We start from the raw sequence: 13,552 nt of genomic DNA on the forward strand, positions 1-13,552 counted from the left end.
TTATGGACGTATTTTTAATTATTACTTTAGTCTTCGGACTGTTTATTTTTCTTTCTTCCTTCTTTACAGTGAAGCAACAAACAAGCATTATTGTAGAACGTTTTGGTAGATTTCACAGTATTAGACAATCTGGACTTCAACTAAAAATTCCATTAATTGACAGAATTGCAGGACGTGTAAATTTGAAAATCCAACAATTAGATGTTATTATCGAAACCAAAACTAAAGATAACGTCTTTGTGAAACTAAAAGTATCTGTGCAATTTATGGTGGTGAAGGAAACAGTATATGATGCCTTTTACAAATTAGAATTTCCACACGATCAAATTACTTCCTATGTATTTGATGTTGTTCGAGCAGAGGTACCAAAATTAATTTTAGATGATGTTTTTGAGAGAAAAGATGATATCGCTATCGCGGTAAAAAGAGAATTGAACGAAGCTATGACCACCTATGGCTACACCATTATCAATACCTTAGTTACTGACATAGATCCAGATATTCAAGTAAAAAATGCAATGAATAGAATCAATGCTGCCGATAGAGAGAAAACAGTGGCAGAATTTGAAGCAGAGGCCTCAAGAATTAGAATTGTAGCCAAAGCCAAAGCAGAAGCAGAAAGTAAACGTTTACAAGGTCAAGGTATAGCAGATCAAAGAAGAGAAATTGCAAGAGGATTGGTAGAAAGTGTAGATGTATTGAATAAAGTAGGTATCAATTCACAAGAAGCTTCAGCATTAATCGTTGTAACACAACATTATGATACACTACAGGCCATTGGTGCGGATACTAATTCCAATTTAATATTGTTACCCAACTCACCGCAAGCAGGCAGCGATATGTTAAACAATATGGTAGCATCCTTCTCTGCTTCTAACCAAGTGGGAGAAATGATGAAGAAAACAGAACGTAAAAAAGTAAAAAAAGACAATAACAAAACAATTGAACTACCAGATATCAATGAAGAGACAACATAAGAATAACAATAAAAAAGAGGCTATAAGCCTCTTTTTTTATTAATAATCCAACCTAAAATGTACGGTATTGCTGCTTGCAATAATTGCACATAATTATTGGAAAGGGTTTCTTTAAAAGATCCTAAATAACTATTTATTATATTTTTAGGCTCAAAACTCTCCCTTGTTTTTTGAAAACTTAAGACTACTTTTTGATAGTGAATTTCTTTTTGCAATTTTAAAATTTCCAAATCCCTTTCAATCTCTGCATAAGAGGCATATTTTTTTGCTTCCATAAATTAATCGTTAAAAAAGATTTCTGAAAATTTCTCTAAAATAGGTCCTTCGACGATTTTATCTTTAATCATAAACAAACCGAGTGTAACAGCAAGGTACAAACCTCCTACCACTAAAAAACCTAAAGCATTACTATTGAAATAATTTCCTAGAGCCAAAGCGGCAGCAACAGAACAAAATAACAACACCATAGCAAAGCAAAGTAAAATCATAGCAAATTTCAAAATCATAGTACTAGATTTCATCGCAACTTTGAATCCCCAAAGTTTGTAATAAGCAAGATTACTCTCTATATAGGCTTGCAGTTGTTCTTGAACATCATCTGTTTTATCTTTAAGTTCGTCTAAAGCCATAGTAAAAGTTATTTTTGAAATTTAGCATTTTTCAATTTTAGTGCAGCTAACTTTTCTTCTAAGAAAGAAATAACATCCTCAGTTTTATGACTAGCGTTCGAAACTAAATTATCTAAACTTTGTTCTAAATCATCTTTGGTTAAATATACTTTTTCAACCAACTTATCAGAAACCTCATAAAGTGCTTCATTTAAATTATCTGACGCCTCCTCTACTCCTTTTCTAATTTTTCTTCTAGTATTGCTTCCTTTATCTGGTGCAAATAAAATTCCAATACCAGCTCCAATCGCTGCTCCAGTTATAAGCGCTAAAATAGTATTACCTGTATTACTTGACATATTTTATGAAAATTTAAAGTTACTATGAATAAAGATACAACTTTATTAACAATGTAAAGTTAACAACCTAAAAAACTAATAAAAATAAGAGTGAAATTAAAAATAAGAGCCATAGATAAACGAAAAAAATAAAAAGGTAAATTGAGTCGTAAAAAATAAATAAATGGCTTAAATATAATTTATGAAAGTCAATTTTAATATAAATCAATTATAAAAAATATAAATAAAATAGAAAAAAACTATAATAAAAAAGCATCCTTTTTAAGGATGCTTTTGATAATAAAAATCTATACAATTGAACAACTACAACTGAGAGTTAAAAATCGGCAAATGAATCGTGTCATGCTGTAAATTTTCTTTCACCACTTGTTGTACAAAACTCAATTGGCTTTTTAAAGACATCGTGTATAATTTTTGTAACACTTCTGATTCAAAATCTGAAAATGAAACTAGATTAGAATGTTTCAAAATCAAATTAGAAAATAATAAAGCATTATTATCATTTTTGATGTTTTTAATAACAGTTTGTATCAATAAACTATAATTAGCAATACTTTCAATATTATTCACAATTGAATTTAAAATGGTCTCAGCATTATTTTGGTCTTTTTCTTTGACAAATTTATTGATCTCCTTTTGGGTATTCATTAAAAGATTGGCCTCTTTTTTATCTTTTTCTTCCCAAGCATCTTTAAGACCAACTGTTTTATTAAAGACTAATTTTGAAGAAGTTGTATCTTTATCAGTTGTAAAATAACCCAATCTTTGAAACTGAAAATGTGTTCCAGATACTGTACCAGCTAAACTTGGCTCTACAAAACCAGTAACAATTTGCAAAGAGGATGGATTCTTAAAATCTAAAAAACTCTTTTCTTTATGACTATCAGGAGCTTCATCTGTAAACAATCGATCGTACAAACGTACTTCAGCTTCTAAAGCATGCGCAATAGCTACCCAATGCAAGGTACCCGCTACTTTACGTTTACTCGCTTCGCTCCCACTTCCACTCAATGAATCTGTATCATATGTTGCATGAATTTCAAGAATAGCACCCTCAGCATCTTTGATAACAGACTCTCCTTTAATGATATAACCATTTTTTAAACGGACCTCGTTTCCAATACTCAATCTGAAAAATTTAGCTGGAGCTACTTCAAGAAAGTCTTCTTTTTCTATATATAATTCACGAGCAAATGGAACTTTTCTATAACCTGCAGTCTCATCTTCTTGATTATTTTCGGCATCTAACCACTCTACTTTATCTTCAGGATAATTAGTAATAACCAATTTGACAGGATCTAAAACAGCCATTACACGATGCGCTTTCTTATTCAAATCTTCGCGTAAACAAAAATCTAAAAGGGAAACATCAATAATATTTTCACGTTTCGCTACACCAATGGTCTCACAAAATTTACGGATGGCAGCGGCGGTGTAGCCTCTTCTTCGTAAACCTGAAATTGTAGGCATTCGAGGATCATCCCAACCATTAACCACTTTATCTTGAACCAATTGCAATAATTTTCGTTTGCTCATAACGGTATAATTCAAGTTCAATCGAGCAAATTCGTATTGACGAGGACGTACTTTTTCAGCATCATAAATTTGATCCAAAAACCAGTCATACAACTCGCGGTGCATCACAAATTCAAGGGTACAAATAGAGTGAGAAATTTGTTCTAAATAATCACTTTCACCATGTGCATAATCATACATCGGATAAATATTCCAATCGTTTCCAGTACGATGATGATGACGGTGTAAGATTCTATACATCAACGGATCTCGCATCAACATATTAGTGGAAGCCATATCAATTTTAGCACGTAAAACATGACTTCCTTCAGGAAAATCACCATTTTTCATTCCTTCAAACAAGGCTAGATTTTCTTCAATAGAACGATTTCTATATGGACCATCTACTCCTGGTTGTGTAGGCGTTCCTTTTTGAGCAGCCATATCTTCAGAAGATTGACTATCTACATAGGCTTTCCCTTTTTTAATTAACAAAATAGCCCAATCATACAATTGTTGAAAATAATCAGAAGAATACACTTCTTCGGACCAATTAAAACCTAACCATTGTACATCTTCCTTGATTGCATCGACATATTCTTGCTCTTCTTTAGCAGGATTCGTGTCGTCAAAACGAAGATTTACAGGTGCATTGTATTTTAAACCCAAACCAAAATTTAGACAAATGGATTTGGCATGACCAATATGCAAATAACCGTTAGGTTCTGGTGGAAAACGAAAACGTAACTGCTCCTTTGGAAAACCATTCGCAATACTATCTTCTATAATTTGTTCAATAAAATGAAGGGATTTTTCTTCTAATGCCATTGTTGAGTAATTTGAAAAGCAAAGATAGAAAATTAGATTAGAGTTAACAGCCCTAGCGAATACACTTCATCTAAAATATGCTTATTTTTGTATCAATATTAATCTTAAAGAGATAAGAATCTATTCTAGTTAAGAATGATTTTTACATCATCGTCACATCAATACTACCCAATAAAAATACAACAAATGAGTAAAATTAGATTAAAAAATATACGTACCTACTCCTATCATGGCTGTTTAATTGAGGAAGGAAAAATAGGTTCAGACTATTTGGTAAACTTAGAAATAGACTGTGATTTATCAACATCAGCGTTATCAGATGAATTAAAAGATACGGTTGATTATGTACTTTTAAACAAAATTGTAGAGGAAGAAATGGCCATTCGCTCCAAATTATTAGAACATGTGGCTAACAGAATTATAAATCGTGCTTTATTAGAAGCACCAAGTATTACAAAAGTAGCAGTAGAAGTTTCTAAAATTAACCCTCCTATTGGTGGTGATGTAGAACAAGTTACTATCATTATGAGTAAATCTCGATCTTAGTTTACATTTCAATACAAACTGGCATCTACCAAAGAACCGCTAAATATGTATTAATTTAAACCATGAAATTTGAATTTTAGAAATTTTATACTACATTTGCAATCCGTTTAAACAATGGCGTCGTGGCCGAGCGGCTAGGCTGGGCTCTGCAAAAGCTCCTACTCCGGTTCGAATCCGGACGATGCCTCTGAAACCTTCAAGGAAACTTGGAGGTTTTTTTATGGTTAATTTTTAGGAAAAATTAAATAAAGAAAAAGTTCGAATCCGAACTATAACTCTGAAAACTTCAAGCAAACTTGGAGTTTTTTCATGGTTAATTTTTAAGAAAAATCAGATAAAGAAAGTGTTCTAATCCGGACCATGACTCAAAAGAGATGCATAAATGTATCTCTTTTTTTATAATTATTGTAACTATTCAGCTTGTCTTACTTTCAATTGCCTCCAGCTTTAGCTGGAGTTATGATGGGGATTTATTGCATTGGCTTTAGCAAAATAAAAACAACAAATTTTGGCTAAAGCCTTTAAAAATTTCAAATATCATTTCTCCAACTAAAGTTGGAGGCAAGTAATGTCAAAAAATACCTGATTAGTTACTCATTATTTTAAAAAATATGATCATCAAGAATACTAAATAAAGTGTAGTCTTAAACAAAAAAGCTTCTGAAATTCAGAAGCTTTTATCATTTATATTAAGAGCAATATCTTCTACTCTATCTTTTCTAAGGCATTTTTTACCATTTCTTTTTTGCCTGGAAAAACACCTTGTGCTATTAAAACAATTCCAAAAATCATTAAAACTACAGCAATTCCTTTTTTAATTTTATGAATGTTAGTAGGTGTCATTTTTGATTTTAATTTTTTTGCCAAAACGATTTTAATACAATCAATTAACAAATATGAAACGATAACTGATGTAAAAAAAGTAAGCATTCTAGACGTTTGCATGTCCATTTTTGGACCAACAGAAATGATAACTGCCAACCAAAATCCTAAAACACCAATATTGATAATATTCAAGAAAAAACCTTTCATAAATAAACTTCCGTAGTTCTTCTTGAGGATTTCATCTTCCAATATTTCTTCTGGAGATTTCTCGGTATTTCGCAATTTTATAAAAGAAATGATACCGTATGCCAACATCACAATTCCACCGAAAATAAACAAGGAAGGTTCATCTTTAAGACTCGTTATCAAACGATAACTTCCCAAATAAGCGATAGCAATAAAAACAATATCGCCAAAAATAACACCTAAATCAAATACCATTGCAGCTCTAAATCCTTTACTAATACTAGTTTCTAGTAAAATAAAGAACACAGGGCCAATCATAAAACTTAAAAAAATTCCCCAAGGAATTCCAGCTAAAATATCATTAATCATTTAATAGTGTATAGTAATTAGTGAATAGTAATTAGTGAATAGCTAAAAGTCTAGTTAAGTTACTTTTCTATTATAGTTCCACCAAGGATGGTTTCTTGATTGATTTGTTTGGGTTTACCATAAATATAAATAGAGCCTCCAGCCTTCACTTTTGCATCTACTAAGGTCGTAGCATGTATTTCAGCTTTTCCTCCCGCAGAAACGTTTATTGTAGCTTGATCGCTTATTAAATCCATACCTTCTAAGATACCACCTGACGCAATGGTAACCGCCTGACTTTTGGTTGTACCTCTAAGGTCTAATATTCCACCTGAAACGGCTCTTATAGTCGCTTTTTCGGTATCTAATTCCACTTTGATGGTAGCACCTTCTTTAGTATTTAGTGTCAAAAGCGTTTGTTTGAATTGAAAATCACAAGAAACATAACTGCCTTCACTGGCATCTATACTTTCAATTTTCTTGAAATGTAGTTCGATTTTAATATCGTTTCCGGCCATTAATTTAGGAAAAGGCATTCTTAATTTTAATTGACCATTATTGTTAATAACCTCTACTTCGCTGGCTCTTGTGCCCGAAATACTGACTTTAGTTTCAGCAGCTGGAATCAACTTAACAGTTAGTTTATCAAATATTTTCACACTGTCAAAATCTCCGATATTCTTAGTTATTTGGGCTTGTACAACACTAGTTATTAGTAATGTAATCAATGCAATGTATTTTTTCATTTTTCTTCTAATTGTTTCTTTTTACAAAATTAAAATCCAATTGTTTTTTAACTAAATCGGCATTTTTAACTTTTACATAAATCTCGTCTCCTAATTGTAATAAATCATGTGAAGTCGCGCCAACTAAGGCATATTGCTTTTCATCGAAAGTATAATAATCCTCTTTAATATCACGAATTCGGACCATACCTTCACATTTGTTCTCGATGATTTCAACATAAATTCCCCATTCGGTTACTCCCGAAATGACACCCAAAAACTCTTGATCTTGATGGTTTTGCATGTATTTCACCTGCATGTATTTGATGGAATCGCGTTCAGCATTGGTAGCCAAACCTTCCATGGTTGATGAATGTAAACATTTGGTTTCATACGTTTCTTCATCAGCTGATTTTCCTCCATCTAAATAAAACTGTAACAATCTATGCACCATTACATCGGGATACCTACGAATCGGTGAAGTAAAATGAGAATAATAATCAAAAGCTAATCCGTAATGACCAATATTATCGGTTGAATATTTGGCTTTACTCATTGAACGAATGGCTAAAGTATCAATCAAATTTTGTTCTTTTTTACCACTCACCTCCTCCATCAAAGCATTCAATGATTTGGAGATATCACCTTTGTTTCTAAAGTCAATTTTGTATCCAAATTTAGCAATCACATTTTGCATGGCAATTAGCTTATCTTCATTGGGTTCATCGTGAATTCTGTAGATAAACGTTTTCTTTTGTTTCCCAATATATTCCGCTACTTTTCTGTTGGCCAAAAGCATGAATTCTTCAATCAAATGATTGGCATCTTTGGCTATTTTGAAGTACACGCCTTCAGGTTCTCCTTCTTGATCTAAATTGAATTTTACTTCTACTTTATCAAAAGAAATAGCCCCTTCATTCATTCTATTTCTTCTTAAAATTTTGGCTAATTCATCCATTTTAAGAGTAGCTTCTACAATTTCGTCAGCCACCACATAGCTACTTCCTGTGATTGAAGTTTCTATTGGAATCGTATTGTCTTTGGTTTCAATGATGTATTGTGCTTCTTCATACGCAAAACGTTGGTCCGAAAAAATAACTGTTCTTCCAAACCATTGGTTCACAACTTTGGCTTTGGCATCCAATTCAAAAATAGCCGAAAAGGTATATTTCTCTTCTTGAGGACGTAACGAACAAGCGAAATTTGATAAAACCTCAGGTAACATTGGCACTACCCTATCTACCAAATATACCGAAGTGGCGCGTTGATAGGCTTCATCATCAAGTATGGTTCCTTCTTCTAGATAATACGAAACATCAGCAATGTGAACCCCTATTTCGAAATTACCATTCTCTAATTTTTTGAAAGACAAGGCATCATCAAAATCTTTGGCATCTTTTGGATCAATAGTAAAAGTCAGCGTATCTCGCATATCGCGACGTTTCGCAATTTCACTTTCTTGAATCGTAGTATCAATTTTTTGAGCAAAGGTTTCAACTTCTATTGGAAACTCAGAAGGCAAACCATATTCGGCCAAAATAGCGTGAATTTCTGTATCGTGTTCTCCTGGTTTACCGAGTACTTTTTCAACTCTACCAAAAGGACTATCCGCTCTTTTAGGCCAATCTTCGATGTGAACCAAAACGACATCTCCTTGCTCTGCCTCTCCTATTTTATCTTTTGGAATAAAAATATCCGTGTACATTTTTGGATTGGCGGTCGATACAAAAGCAAAATTCTTTTGAATGTCAATGACACCTACAAAATCAGTTTTGGCTCTTTCGACTACTTCAATGACTTCGCCTTCAGGACGTTTTCCTTTTCTTCGATTATAGACATAGACTTTTACTTTGTCTTTGTCTAAGGCACGATTCAAATTATTGGTTGGAATAAAAACGTCTTCTTCAAAATCAGGACAAATAAAATAAGCCGTCTTACGACCGGTCATATCTATCGTTCCTTCGTAATAATCCTGACTTATGGCTTTGACCAAATAACTTCCTGGTTCTGATTCTATGATTTTTTTGGAAGCTGCTAATAGTTTCAAATCCTTAATGATTTGATTTCTACTTTGCGTATCATCAAGTGCTAGCTTTGCCCCTATTTGTTTATAATTAAAACCCTTATTAGGATTTTGTGCCAATATTTTTAAAATTTTATCGCTAAAATCTTTTTCTTTTTTGATTGGCTTTCTCAGTCTTTTACGCATATATCTTTTCTAATAAAGTCTAAAATTACAAAATAGTAACGGTTAAACACGAATGCCCTTTCGTTTTAAATTAAATATAACGTATTCTTAATTTCTATATCTTTATACAAATAACTGTTATGCAAGATTTTAAGACTATTGCGGTATTCAATTATCCACATGAAATTGTGGTTTTACGTCACATTTTAGAGCTTGAAAAAATTCCCTTTTTTTTCGAAAATGAAACCATGCTATCGGTTGCTCCTTTTTATACCCATGCCATTGGCGGCATCCAACTCAAAGTCCACCCAAACGATTTTGAAGCAGTACAACTAATCTTGAATGATCTCAATACTCATTTAAAAATTGTCTGATTCGATTTTATCTTACTTTTCAAAAATCAAAGTTGTCAACATTCATTTAAATAATAAAAAAGAAAAATTTAAAATTAAATATTTTTTGATGGTTATTATAGCGTGTTAATAATGGCAATAATTTTTTGTAAAAAATAGAAATTATGAAGTTAATTGAACTTATATGGAGTTATTAACAATGATTTTTAATACTAAAGCTTTGTAAAAGAGGTGTTTTTAATATTTAATTAACAATCGTTGATAATCTATTTTATATTGCATTTGTAAAAAAGTTTTTTGTTTTTCAATGTTAACAACTCTATTACGACTATTGATAACTATTCTAAAAATTCAACAAACTTTTCTTGTGTAATTCGATCCCATTTTGGATTACAATTTTTTTCGAAGGAAACTAAAAAAACTTCTAATTTTCTTTCTCAACTTATCAACAATATTTGTTAATTTAAAGTTAACTGAATATCAACTAATTACGTTTTGCTATTAACAATGTAAAAAATTAACATTTGTAATGAAATAAATGTGCTGATTTTAAGTATTTTATAAAAATGTAAAAATCGTATATTTTAGTTAAAATATTCTATGTGAGGCGGTTACTGAGTATCTTTTTTTAGAAGGTTTTGATCCCGTTATTTCGTTTTTTATGATGTCTTTATTATTGTATGTTGATGGAAACGCAATAGAAAATTTAATAAAAATAAACAGTCGGTAGGGTTTAGAAGATTAAAGAGTTTATAATATTCTTATTTACTGTATGATTTTTTGTGTTGATTTGGTCAATCTTGCTTTTATTAGATTGGTTTATTTACTTTAAAAGTTATACTTTTTTACTGCTGGTAAAAGCAAAATTTATAAACATAACTCAATTACTTTAGTTAAATTTGTTGCCTCACAACTTAATACAATAACTAATGAAAATTTCTATCGGTAACGATCACGCAGGACCAGATTATAAAAAAGCAATTGTTCAGTATTTAGAAGCTAAAGGACATGTAGTAACTAATTATGGTACAGATACAGAAGCTTCTGTTGATTATCCAGACTTTGGTCATCCTGTTGCTACAGATGTTGAAAATGGTGCAGCCGATTTTGGGATTGTAATCTGCGGAAGTGGTAACGGTATAGCTATGACGGTTAATAAACACGCTGGAGTAAGAGCAGGTCTTTGTTGGACCAAAGAAATTGCCTATTTAACCCGTTTACATAATGATGCTAATGTGTTGAGTATTCCAGCACGTTTTACTTCTATTCAACAAGCGGTAGAAATTGTAGAGACTTTTTTAACCACTGATTTTGAGGGTGGAAGACACCAGAATAGAGTGATTAAAATTGCTTGTCAATAAAAATTTTTTCGAGGTGCTTCGCACCAGTTGATATAAAAAAACCGCTTAGTAATTAAATAAACTAAGCGGTTTTTTTTTACATGCTATTTTTGAAGTATTTCAAACAATACTTTTAGTTTGAGGTGTTCTGTGTACTGTTTTTTTTGTGATGCTATCTGTTTTTTAATGCTTTCAATTCTGTTTTCTGTTATAGGATGTGTACTCAAAAATTCGGGTATTTCAATGCCGTGTTCTTTTTGTAAACGTTGAAATAAAGTAACCATTCCTTTTGGGTTGACCTGATTTTGCGTAACAATTCGAAAACCTTCTTCATCCGCTTCTCGCTCAAAAGTTCTTGAAAAAGATAGTGATTGCAGCGTATTGACATTGTCACCAATAACAGCCATAACGCCATTCACATCACCTAAAATAGTTGAAATAAATAGATAACCCGAAAGGTTTCGACACAGCATTTTCATTGCATGACGTTGGTTGACGTGCGCCGTTTCATGTCCAATTAATGCTACTAATTCATCATAACTTTTCATTTCGTTCAAAATACCGGTATACACTACAATAGTACCATCGGGTAGGGCATAGGCATTCATGATTTCTGAATCGATGACTTTGAATTTTAGTTTCTTTCTATTATTGAGTTGTAAACAGGCAGCAAAATCATTGAGTGCTTTCGTTTTTTCTATTTGTGGTTTTCCAAATATAGATTGTTCATCTATAAAATTTTCACCCAAGGTATCATCATAATCTTCTGGAATAAGGACTACCGATTTTTCAGCAACCCAAGGCAAAACATACAAATACGTCAAACCAATGGTTGTTATTAAGAAAAGAGCTAATAGGATATGAAATTTTAGTGGTTTTTGTACTAAAGTTTGATACCAATTGATCAAGCCTTTTTCTTTTCTGTACTGATGAATAGCAGTGATTAATACTTGATCCGTTACTTTAATGAGTTGAATGGGATCATCTCCGTGTTGTAAAAGTAGGGTGGTACCTCTATTTTCAAATTGAATGGTATTGATGAGCCACGTCGTCGTGTTTATACTTTTAGTTAAAGAGAAATCGATTACAACTTCAGTATTCTTCAACTCTGTTTGAAAGATAATATGTCCTTTTACTGCCTCAAAAAACAGCTCAACTGTAGTTGGTACAGCTGAGCGTCCATCATAAAATATACCTTTAGAAGTGATGCTCATTTTTTTAAATAATAAATCCTAAATCTAAGAAATCACTAAGATCTTCACCCGTAGCATCTTTGAAATTTTCTTCGGTTTGCACTAGGGTATCCAAGTCAATATCGCCTTCTATTTCTATGTGATCAAATACATACTTTAACGTTCTTGTGGCTACCCATGCATAGCCAAAACCTAAAGTAAAAAGTATGATTAATACATTGGTGATTCCTAAAGTTAAGAAATCTCCGCCAGTAGCTGTGGAGGTTAACTGCAATTCTTTATCTTCTTGATGAAGGCTAATATTAGAAACATAATAATCAAACAATTCTTTTTGCCACCAAAAGAAATAAATACCAAAAGTAATAGCCGTCAAGAAATAGCCTTTAAAGAAAATCAAAATATAATCATCACCATTACCGGCATAATTAAATTCAGCATCTCCAAAACGAATATTTCCTATTACATATCTTCTCATATTCATAGACATCCAAAAAGTATAAATTCCAAAGGTGATTATGGTGAAAAATATCCATTTAAAGAAGCTAAGGGTAAACTCCTTACGATCGCCTCTATAACCAAATCGAATCCCTCTCCAAGAAGTTCTAGACATTCTATAACGATAGGAACCATGAATGGCTAATGGCATAAGTGCTAAAAAGCCCAAGTAAAAAAGAATAATACCTACAGCAGGAAGTTCAAGGAATATAAATAAATAAACTATACCAAATAAAGAGATAAACAGAAGTATGGCTTTGATAAAACCTTTAAACATTTCTCTTCCAGTACCGTGAAAGGCAAAGGAATCGCCATTAAGCTGTGTTTCGCCATAAAGATAGTGGAGTTGTTTGGCTTTTGCCCATGGATAGTACAAACCAAGTGTAATAAGGGTTAGTAACCAATTGACAATAATAATACTAAAAAATTGGCTTCCTTTTCCAGTATAGGATAACTGGTAATTTTTTGGTAGTTGGTTTTTTTGTTCCATTTTTAAAATAATTAATTTTCTTGTTAATATTAATAATTTTTAAATATATAATTTTTTTAAACAATAGGAGTATAAATTTTTCTTATTGAGTTATCAAACATTAAAATGTTAAGAGGAGTGCCAAAATCTTTTTAAAGTAATACATTTGCAGTTAATTTAGACAAAATCAATATAGCCGAAAATTAAGGCCTTTAAACGGCCTAAAACACTAATAAAATAACCAAAATATATAATTACAAATGATAAAGGTTTCTGATACAGCTAAAACAAAAATCATCGATTTAATGAAAGATGATGGCTTCGATGCTGCTACTGACTATGTTAGAGTAGGAGTAAAAAGCGGGGGTTGCTCTGGTTTATCTTATGATCTAAAATTTGATAAAAACAAAGGCGATAACGACCAAATTTTTGTAGACAACAACATCACAATTGCTGTTGAAAAAAAATCATTCCTTTATTTAGCCGGAACCATTTTAGAATTTTCTGGAGGATTAAATGGAAAAGGTTTTGTTTTTAATAATCCAAACGCACAAAGAACTTGTGGATGTGGAGAATCTTTTTCTCTATAAATAAAAA

Annotated in this window: 14 protein-coding genes and 1 tRNA gene; 6 read left to right on the forward strand and 9 right to left on the reverse strand. The window is 31.8% G+C overall.

Annotated elements, in window-relative coordinates; genetic code table 11:
- The first annotated feature begins 2 nt into the window (after window positions 1-2).
- Entirely contained in the window at window positions 3-977 is a 975-nt protein-coding gene (locus AO58_RS0104105) for an SPFH domain-containing protein (protein ID WP_024980483.1), read from the forward strand.
- A gap of 20 nt (window positions 978-997) precedes the next feature.
- Here the strand turns inward: AO58_RS0104105 and AO58_RS0104110 are convergent, their stop codons facing one another.
- From AO58_RS0104110 to AO58_RS0104125, 4 genes are all read right to left on the reverse strand, one after another.
- The gene (locus AO58_RS0104110) at window positions 998-1,252 is read right to left on the reverse strand and encodes a DUF6327 family protein (protein WP_024980484.1); all 255 of its coding nucleotides are present in this window, start codon (window positions 1,250-1,252) and stop codon (window positions 998-1,000) included.
- A gap of 3 nt (window positions 1,253-1,255) precedes the next feature.
- Window positions 1,256-1,606 carry a phage holin family protein gene (locus AO58_RS0104115; protein WP_024980485.1) on the reverse strand — a complete coding sequence of 117 codons (351 nt, stop codon included), beginning with the start codon at window positions 1,604-1,606 and terminating at the stop codon, window positions 1,256-1,258.
- 8 nt (window positions 1,607-1,614) lie between these two features.
- The gene (locus AO58_RS0104120; protein WP_024980486.1) at window positions 1,615-1,944 is read right to left on the reverse strand and encodes a YtxH domain-containing protein; all 330 of its coding nucleotides are present in this window, start codon (window positions 1,942-1,944) and stop codon (window positions 1,615-1,617) included.
- A gap of 303 nt (window positions 1,945-2,247) precedes the next feature.
- Complete coding sequence (locus tag AO58_RS0104125) at window positions 2,248-4,287, reverse strand: glutamine--tRNA ligase/YqeY domain fusion protein (RefSeq protein WP_024980487.1); 2,040 nt, start codon at window positions 4,285-4,287, stop codon at window positions 2,248-2,250.
- A 186-nt stretch (window positions 4,288-4,473) separates the two neighbouring features.
- On the opposite strand from AO58_RS0104125, the gene folB reads away from it, so the two are divergent.
- Both folB and AO58_RS17945 read left to right on the forward strand, forming a co-directional pair.
- The gene (folB, locus tag AO58_RS0104130; protein ID WP_024980488.1) at window positions 4,474-4,833 is read left to right on the forward strand and encodes a dihydroneopterin aldolase; all 360 of its coding nucleotides are present in this window, start codon (window positions 4,474-4,476) and stop codon (window positions 4,831-4,833) included.
- Window positions 4,834-4,949: 116 nt separating this feature from the next.
- A tRNA-Cys gene (locus AO58_RS17945) sits at window positions 4,950-5,020 on the forward strand.
- Window positions 5,021-5,538: 518 nt separating this feature from the next.
- Here the strand turns inward: AO58_RS17945 and AO58_RS0104135 are convergent.
- Genes AO58_RS0104135 through rnr form a run of 3 tightly spaced genes read right to left on the reverse strand, consistent with a single transcriptional unit; the run spans window position 5,539 to window position 9,126 of the window.
- Window positions 5,539-6,213 (reverse strand): LysE family translocator, encoded by a 675-nt coding sequence (locus AO58_RS0104135; protein WP_024980489.1) that lies wholly within the window; start codon window positions 6,211-6,213, stop codon window positions 5,539-5,541.
- A gap of 59 nt (window positions 6,214-6,272) precedes the next feature.
- Window positions 6,273-6,938: a head GIN domain-containing protein gene (locus tag AO58_RS0104140; RefSeq protein WP_024980490.1), complete on the reverse strand. Its 666-nt coding sequence runs from the start codon at window positions 6,936-6,938 to the stop codon at window positions 6,273-6,275.
- A 7-nt stretch (window positions 6,939-6,945) separates the two neighbouring features.
- On the reverse strand, window positions 6,946-9,126 hold the full coding sequence (gene rnr / locus AO58_RS0104145) for a ribonuclease R (protein WP_024980491.1): 2,181 nt from the start codon (window positions 9,124-9,126) through the stop codon (window positions 6,946-6,948).
- 119 nt (window positions 9,127-9,245) lie between these two features.
- Between rnr and AO58_RS0104150 the strand changes: the two genes are divergently transcribed.
- Both AO58_RS0104150 and rpiB read left to right on the forward strand, forming a co-directional pair.
- Window positions 9,246-9,479 carry a hypothetical protein gene (locus tag AO58_RS0104150; protein ID WP_024980492.1) on the forward strand — a complete coding sequence of 78 codons (234 nt, stop codon included), beginning with the start codon at window positions 9,246-9,248 and terminating at the stop codon, window positions 9,477-9,479.
- Window positions 9,480-10,387: 908 nt separating this feature from the next.
- Window positions 10,388-10,819: a ribose 5-phosphate isomerase B gene (rpiB, locus tag AO58_RS0104155; RefSeq protein WP_024980493.1), complete on the forward strand. Its 432-nt coding sequence runs from the start codon at window positions 10,388-10,390 to the stop codon at window positions 10,817-10,819.
- 83 nt (window positions 10,820-10,902) lie between these two features.
- Here the strand turns inward: rpiB and AO58_RS0104160 are convergent, their stop codons facing one another.
- Window positions 10,903-12,012, reverse strand: a complete 1,110-nt coding sequence (locus tag AO58_RS0104160) for a M48 family metallopeptidase (protein ID WP_024980494.1) — start codon at window positions 12,010-12,012, stop codon at window positions 10,903-10,905.
- A gap of 4 nt (window positions 12,013-12,016) precedes the next feature.
- Window positions 12,017-12,976: a YjgN family protein gene (locus tag AO58_RS0104165; protein ID WP_024980495.1), complete on the reverse strand. Its 960-nt coding sequence runs from the start codon at window positions 12,974-12,976 to the stop codon at window positions 12,017-12,019.
- A 239-nt stretch (window positions 12,977-13,215) separates the two neighbouring features.
- On the opposite strand from AO58_RS0104165, the gene AO58_RS0104170 reads away from it, so the two are divergent.
- Window positions 13,216-13,545, forward strand: coding sequence for a HesB/IscA family protein (locus tag AO58_RS0104170; protein ID WP_024980496.1), 330 nt, complete (start codon window positions 13,216-13,218; stop codon window positions 13,543-13,545).
- Window positions 13,546-13,552: the final 7 nt, after the last annotated feature.

The organism is Flavobacterium succinicans LMG 10402 (genome assembly GCF_000611675.1).
GTDB lineage: Bacteria > Bacteroidota > Bacteroidia > Flavobacteriales > Flavobacteriaceae > Flavobacterium > Flavobacterium succinicans.

What these genes read in the sequence shown, in the direction of transcription:
- AO58_RS0104135 (WP_024980489.1), bottom strand. Translation starts at nt 6,213, where the DNA reads ATGATTAATGATATTTTAGCTGGAATTCCTTGGGGAATTTTTTTAAGT.
- AO58_RS0104140 (WP_024980490.1), bottom strand. Translation starts at nt 6,938, where the DNA reads ATGAAAAAATACATTGCATTGATTACATTACTAATAACTAGTGTTGTA.
- AO58_RS0104170 (WP_024980496.1), top strand. Translation starts at nt 13,216, where the DNA reads ATGATAAAGGTTTCTGATACAGCTAAAACAAAAATCATCGATTTAATG.
- rnr (WP_024980491.1), bottom strand. Translation starts at nt 9,126, where the DNA reads ATGCGTAAAAGACTGAGAAAGCCAATCAAAAAAGAAAAAGATTTTAGC.
- AO58_RS0104110 (WP_024980484.1), bottom strand. Translation starts at nt 1,252, where the DNA reads ATGGAAGCAAAAAAATATGCCTCTTATGCAGAGATTGAAAGGGATTTG.
- AO58_RS0104125 (WP_024980487.1), bottom strand. Translation starts at nt 4,287, where the DNA reads ATGGCATTAGAAGAAAAATCCCTTCATTTTATTGAACAAATTATAGAA.
- AO58_RS0104105 (WP_024980483.1), top strand. Translation starts at nt 3, where the DNA reads ATGGACGTATTTTTAATTATTACTTTAGTCTTCGGACTGTTTATTTTT.
- AO58_RS0104120 (WP_024980486.1), bottom strand. Translation starts at nt 1,944, where the DNA reads ATGTCAAGTAATACAGGTAATACTATTTTAGCGCTTATAACTGGAGCA.
- AO58_RS0104165 (WP_024980495.1), bottom strand. Translation starts at nt 12,976, where the DNA reads ATGGAACAAAAAAACCAACTACCAAAAAATTACCAGTTATCCTATACT.
- folB (WP_024980488.1), top strand. Translation starts at nt 4,474, where the DNA reads ATGAGTAAAATTAGATTAAAAAATATACGTACCTACTCCTATCATGGC.
- AO58_RS0104115 (WP_024980485.1), bottom strand. Translation starts at nt 1,606, where the DNA reads ATGGCTTTAGACGAACTTAAAGATAAAACAGATGATGTTCAAGAACAA.
- AO58_RS0104150 (WP_024980492.1), top strand. Translation starts at nt 9,246, where the DNA reads ATGCAAGATTTTAAGACTATTGCGGTATTCAATTATCCACATGAAATT.
- rpiB (WP_024980493.1), top strand. Translation starts at nt 10,388, where the DNA reads ATGAAAATTTCTATCGGTAACGATCACGCAGGACCAGATTATAAAAAA.
- AO58_RS0104160 (WP_024980494.1), bottom strand. Translation starts at nt 12,012, where the DNA reads ATGAGCATCACTTCTAAAGGTATATTTTATGATGGACGCTCAGCTGTA.